Annotated in this window: 1 rRNA gene (cut by a window edge); it reads right to left on the bottom strand. The window is 54.4% G+C overall.

Features of this window, described 5'->3' with window-relative positions:
• Positions 1-1,293 (bottom strand): 23S ribosomal RNA (locus HNQ56_RS23785); its annotated part runs 1,299 nt beyond the window's last position; the annotation flags it as partial.

Genomic DNA, 1,293 nt, shown 5'->3' with positions numbered 1-1,293 from the left:
GCTATGGGATATCTTATCTTGAGGGGGGCTTCACGCTTAGATGCCTTCAGCGTTTATCCCTTCCAAACTTGGCTACTCGGCCGTGCCATTGGTATGACAACCGATGCACCAGTGGTTCGTCCAACCCGGTCCTCTCGTACTAAGGTCAGCTCCTCTCAAATATCCTGCGCCCGCGCCGGATAGGGACCGAACTGTCTCACGACGTTCTGAACCCAGCTCGCGTACCGCTTTAATGGGCGAACAGCCCAACCCTTGGAACCTGCTACAGCTCCAGGATGCGATGAGCCGACATCGAGGTGCCAAACCACTCCGTCGATGTGAACTCTTGGGAGTGATAAGCCTGTTATCCCCAGGGTAGCTTTTATCCGTTGAGCGATGGCAATCCCACTTTATACCACCGGATCACTAAGTCCTACTTTCGTACCTGCTCCACCCGTCGGTGTCACAGTCAAGCTCCCTTCTGCCTTTGCACTCTTCGAATGGTTTCCAACCATTCTGAGGGAACCTTTGAGCGCCTCCGATACTCTTTCGGAGGCGACCGCCCCAGTCAAACTCCCCGCCTGACATTGTCCACCAGCCGGGTCACGGCTGCATGTTAGAAACCCAGTAACACAAGGGTGGTATCCCAACAGCGGCTCCTTCGCAACCGGAGTCACGAATTCTTAGCCTCCCACCTATCCTGTGCATGCATTACCGGGTCCCAGTATCAAGCTGGAGTAAAGCTCCATGGGGTCTTTCCGTCCTGGCGCGGGTAACCAGCATCTTCACTGGTATTTCAATTTCACCGGGTGCATTGTTGAGACAGTGCCCAAATCATTACGCCTTTCGTGCGGGTCGGAACTTACCCGACAAGGAATTTCGCTACCTTAGGACCGTTATAGTTACGGCCGCCGTTTACTGGGGCTTAAGTTCAAAGCTTCGCAGAGGCATACATGCCTCCACTAACCTCTCCCCTTAACCTTCCAGCACCGGGCAGGCGTCAGCCCATATACTTCACCTTTCGGTTTTGCATAGACCTGTGTTTTTGCTAAACAGTTGCTTGGGCCATTTCTCTGCGGCCTGGTTGCCCAGGCGCCCCTTCTCCCGAAGTTACGGGGCCATTTTGCCGAGTTCCTTAACAATGCTTCTCCCGTCGGCCTTAGGATTCTCTCCTCATCTACCTGTGTCGGTTTACGGTACGGGCCCGTACAGAACAATAGCGGCTTTTCTCGACGGCATGGGTTCACACACTTCGCTACTCATAGTTCGCTCCGCGTCACGTTTCAGAAACGCACGGGGGATTTGCCTCCCGCG

Origin of the sequence: Anaerotaenia torta, assembly GCF_050433395.1 — a bacterium.
In the GTDB taxonomy this organism is placed as follows: Bacteria; Bacillota; Clostridia; order Lachnospirales; family Lachnospiraceae; genus Mobilitalea; species Mobilitalea torta.
The sequence above is the reverse complement of the archived record's forward strand: the minus strand, read 5'-3'. Positions and strand labels throughout refer to the sequence as shown.